Source organism: Moraxella oculi (assembly GCF_023336735.1).
GTDB lineage: Bacteria > Pseudomonadota > Gammaproteobacteria > Pseudomonadales > Moraxellaceae > Moraxella > Moraxella oculi.
In genome coordinates this window covers 1-4,507 of the sequence record NZ_JAMBAQ010000038.1, presented here as the reverse complement: position 1 = coordinate 4,507, position 4,507 = coordinate 1, and the positions used below count along the sequence as shown (strand labels likewise).

Genomic DNA, 4,507 nt, shown 5'->3' with positions numbered 1-4,507 from the left:
GCGTAAGCCCTCAATAGACCCTAGCAAACAGTAATATTTTAAGGCTTTATTCCTATGAAATCAAGTGAAAATTATCCGAATATCAAAAATACCCTATCGCATTCACGCCTTGCCACCTATGAGAAATTTACCCAAAACACCGAACAGGCATTAAGTTTGTATCAATGGAACTTGCAAATATCGTCCGCCTTGTTTGAATGTTTGGCGGTGTGTGAAGTTGTTATCAGAAACGCAGTTGCCAACGCCATACAAGCCGAACACGGCACAGATTGGGCGTTCAATGTGCGATTTGTCCGCAGTATGCAACAAAACCGCAGAGACGAGCTTTTGGACGCACGACAAGAGACCACAGAACAGACCATTTGCGAATTGCCATTTGTATTTTGGCAAGGATTTTTTACCGTTCGCTTTGATGATGAAATTTGGAAAAAGCATTGGGCGGTTGCCTTACCCAATGCCAAGCACGCAGATTTACAGGCAATGAGAGCAGAATTATTTGATAATCTTGAAAAAATCAGAAAACTAAGAAACCGTATCGCCCACCACGAGCCAATTTTTAACCGCAATCTACAAGGCGACTACAAGCGGATTATCAAAATCATTGGCTACTGCTCACAAGAGACGGCAGACTGGGTAAAATCGTGGCAAAGGGTTGATGATTTACTAAAAATCACACCTACACCCCCATAACCTGCTTAAAAATATGGCGTACCATTGGGTGCGTGTAAGCGGTATTTCTGTCCAGCATTTCACCTACCTTGCCAATTTTGGTGTAAACTTCGTCTGTAATGCGTTCTTGCTCATCTTGGGGTAAACTCTCAAAATACTCAATAAACGCCTTATTCTCGCTTTCTTGGCGTTGTTTTTTGGCTTGTTCCGCTAGTTTGGCTTGTCTTTCACGCTCCGCCTGCTCCTTGCGTGCTAGGCGTTCGTTTTCGGCTTTCTGCAACTGCTCATAATATTCATCAAGCCCCCAACGCTCATCAATGGCTTTATTTTCAATGTTTTTTCTGTGAAAATCATTTACTGATTGCCCTTTGCTTTCCAAATGGACGATATAATCAGCGACTTTTTGACGAACGATAACAAGCTCCTTATCGGTCAAGCCGTGTATGATGTCCACCGTGTTAGGGTCTCGGCTATCGCTAATCATTTTATCAATTTTGGCGGTTTTGGTGCGTTTATCATTGATAATCAGCGTAAAATGCGTGATGATTTTGCCTACTTTCTCCTGTTCAAGAGTTAATTCAAATTCGCCTTGCTCATTCAGTTCTTTGATAACTGGTGTTAATACATATCTCTTAAAATCATTAACCGCACTATATTTATCAATGCACCCAAAAAAATCTTTCCATTCATCAACCACCATTGTAACTTGTGGGTGTTTTTTACCCTGTGGCGGTTTTGCTCCTGCTCGCTTACAACAAAATTCATAAAGGCGTTTTGTGTGAAAACGCTTTAAATCTATGGTTTTCTCATAGGGGTATCTAGTGTAGGCTTCCCCTGTTTTTTGGATTAAATACGCCAAAATATCTGAAAAAATCAAATAAATAAAACCACTTTCTTTTTGATAGCCCACACTTTGAACCCAATAAGAATGCAAATCCACCAATTCAAATTTTCCTTTGGGGCGTGCAATACTGTAAGAGTCTTCTTCGCCTGCCAATCGCTTTAAATCATCTTTGTAAATTTTGGCTTTAAATTTTCGCTTATGCAGCTTGGTAGCAGTCTCCGCCAAAACCTCATAAGCATATTTCTCACTAATTTTATTAGCAATCGCAAACTCTTTAGCAGAAATAAAAACTTCTTTGCCCCCAACGCCTTGACTAAACAACTTATTAATTGCCAAAGTCATTAAATCGTGTTCGGCTGGCGACAAGTCAAAAGCACCTTCAACCAACGCATTCGATTTAAAAATTTCAATTTCTTTGCCTTCAACATAAAAGCTGGCATTTTGGACAAAATCAGACATAACCGTCCCCAACCACATTCAAAAATTAGGTTTATTATATCAAACGGAAACAATACAATCAATTCCTTATATATGGAAAGCTCGCTCAGGAATACATTAACGGAAAAAATATTAAAATTCCGTTTGAATTCAGGGGTTTCTCCGTTTGAATTCAGGGGTTTCTCCGTTTGAATTCAGGGGTTTCTCCGTTTGAATTCAGGGGTTTCTCCGTTTATAAGTGCGTAAACCATTGATTTTAAAAAGAAAAATCGCCCCTATAATATAATAATATATAATAATTAAATAATACCGTCCTCCACTGTTCTCCTTTTTCAAAAATTTTGAATTTTTGACCTAAAATCCCTTTCTTTTGTCTTTCTAACCTAGTAAAATTAACAAAAAATAGTAAAGGGCAAGGACACAAAATGAACCGCTATCGCTAATCATTTATGACCTTGCAAGGGGGTTTACCCCCTTAACCCCCTGTCGGCTATCGCCGATTGGGGCAAGCCCCAAACCCCAGTTGAAAAGACAAAAGAAAAAATGACCCACCAATCAAAGCAACCAAAACGAACCAAATCTATCACAGTTTGGCTAACCGATGCTGAGTACCAAGAATTGCAGGATAAAAAAACTAATGCAAGAATTGGGGCTTGGGTCCGTGATACCTGTTTAGGGGTAAAAAGTGAGAAACGCAAATACAAGCCCGTAGAGCCACTTCTACTGCGTGAATTAGGCAAGATAGGGGGAAACCTTAACCAAATTGCCAAACACGCCAATACGGACGCATTAGGGGGCAAAATAGACCGTTTACGGCTACTAGGGGAATTGGCTGTAATTCGTGAACAGTTAGACGAACTTTTGAAACGCTATGATAGTTAAATTTTTACCCAACAAAGGGAATGGTTCGTGCGGGGCAACAATGAATTATTTGCTAGGCAAAGACCGAGACCGAGAACACGCCAAAGTATTGCAGGGTAATCCAGAATTAACCGAACGGTTAGCAGATAATTTAGAGTTTAAAAACCGCTATACTGTTGGCGTGTTATCCTTCCAAGAAAGCGACCTTGACGAGACCGCCAAGCGTGAAATTATGGCGAGTTTTGAACAGTCGTTATTTGCAGGGCTAGACCAAGACCAATATGACATCACTTGGATAGAACACAAAGACAAAGACCGCCTAGAACTTAACTTTGTAGTCCCCAATGTTGAATTAACCACAGGCAAACGCCTACAACCGTATTATGACCGCATAGACCGCCCATTGGTTGAGAATTGGAAACAGGTCATTAACCACGACTACGAATTATCCGACCCTAACGACCCACGCAAAGCCCAAGCAATCAAGATTGACCCTCACAACCTACCAAAGGACATACAATCGATAAAAGAGAGTATAGGGGCGGTTATAACCGACCGTATAGACAAAGGGTATATAACAGACCGCAAGGGCGTTATAGAGCTGTTAGAGCAGTCAGGATTTGAAATTAAACGCACCACAGACAAATCAATCAGCATTGCCAATCCAAACGGCAAAAGAAACATCAGATTAGAGGGCTTTATTTATGAAAATAGACGATTTGGTAGCGAACTTGGAGCGGAACGCACAAGAACAAGACAGGATTATGACCGAGAAAATACAGAGCGTTACCAGTCAGCACTTGGCAAGCTACAACGAGCTATTACAATCAAATCTGAAAGCAACACAAAAAGTTTTAGACGACCAACAAGCGACTATACGGCAGAGCCTATCCAAATTGGCGACCATCAACAAAATTACAGCAACCACATCAGCCATAATGGTAGTTTTGATGATAGGGCTAGGGCTTGGCAATCTGTGGCTTTACAAGAAGTCCCAAGACCAAACAGAGTTGCTGGCACAGATACAGGAGCAGATAGACAAATCACCCACACAAGCCAAAATACTAGCCAAATTGAACCTATCAGAGAGCGATGGTTATTACTACATAGCGAGCAAGGACAAGAAAGCGGAGAGTTTTACCAATCAGAACGGAACTCTAACAATGAAAATCAGAGCCAAATAGGGGTTTTTGACCGTGCAAAACAGCTTTTTGAACGATTACAACGCCTTGCTGACCGAACTAGAACAGCAATTAGACGACTTACAAACAATGACCGCCAAGCAGAGCGAGCAGATAACGCAATTAACGGCAGTCAATCAGTCTTTGACCGTGCAGAACGAGCAATTACAGGGGCTAATAGACAAATTGACAACACAGAACGCCAAATTAAACAGCGAGAACAGCAGGCTAATGACCTTGTTGCAGAACAACAAAAAGCCCTAGACAGGGGCAAGGGCTTTGGGTTTGGGCGTTGATTTTGACTAACCGTTAGTAGCCCCCAAAAGTTTTGTAATTATCAAATGCTTTGGTTTATCATAGCACAAAAAGAAAAACCCACCATAAGGCGGGCTTTTCGCTTAATACTAGGGGGTAGGCGTAAGCCCTCAATAGACCCTAGCAAACAGTAATATTTTAAGGCTTTATTCCTATGAAATCAAGTGAAAATTATCCGAATATCAAAAATACCCTATCG

4 protein-coding genes are annotated in these 4,507 nt (G+C 41.0%); 3 read left to right on the top strand and 1 reads right to left on the bottom strand.

The features are described from left to right. The first annotated feature begins 54 nt into the window (after positions 1-54). Positions 55-690, top strand: a complete 636-nt coding sequence (locus M2R47_RS09155) for an Abi family protein (protein ID WP_249102430.1) — start codon at positions 55-57, stop codon at positions 688-690. Here the strand turns inward: M2R47_RS09155 and M2R47_RS09150 are convergent. Beyond that, positions 677-1,972 (bottom strand): replication initiation protein, encoded by a 1,296-nt coding sequence (locus M2R47_RS09150; protein ID WP_249102426.1) that lies wholly within the window; start codon positions 1,970-1,972, stop codon positions 677-679. The two genes, M2R47_RS09155 and M2R47_RS09150, sit on opposite strands and share 14 nt — an antisense overlap. Before the next feature lie 522 nt (positions 1,973-2,494). On the opposite strand from M2R47_RS09150, the gene M2R47_RS09145 reads away from it, so the two are divergent. Both M2R47_RS09145 and M2R47_RS09140 read left to right on the top strand, forming a co-directional pair. Next, positions 2,495-2,833, top strand: coding sequence for a MobC family plasmid mobilization relaxosome protein (locus M2R47_RS09145; protein ID WP_249102422.1), 339 nt, complete (start codon positions 2,495-2,497; stop codon positions 2,831-2,833). A 40-nt stretch (positions 2,834-2,873) separates the two neighbouring features. Then, positions 2,874-4,289 carry a relaxase/mobilization nuclease domain-containing protein gene (locus M2R47_RS09140; protein WP_249102418.1) on the top strand — a complete coding sequence of 472 codons (1,416 nt, stop codon included), beginning with the start codon at positions 2,874-2,876 and terminating at the stop codon, positions 4,287-4,289. The last annotated feature ends 218 nt before the right edge of the window (positions 4,290-4,507 follow it).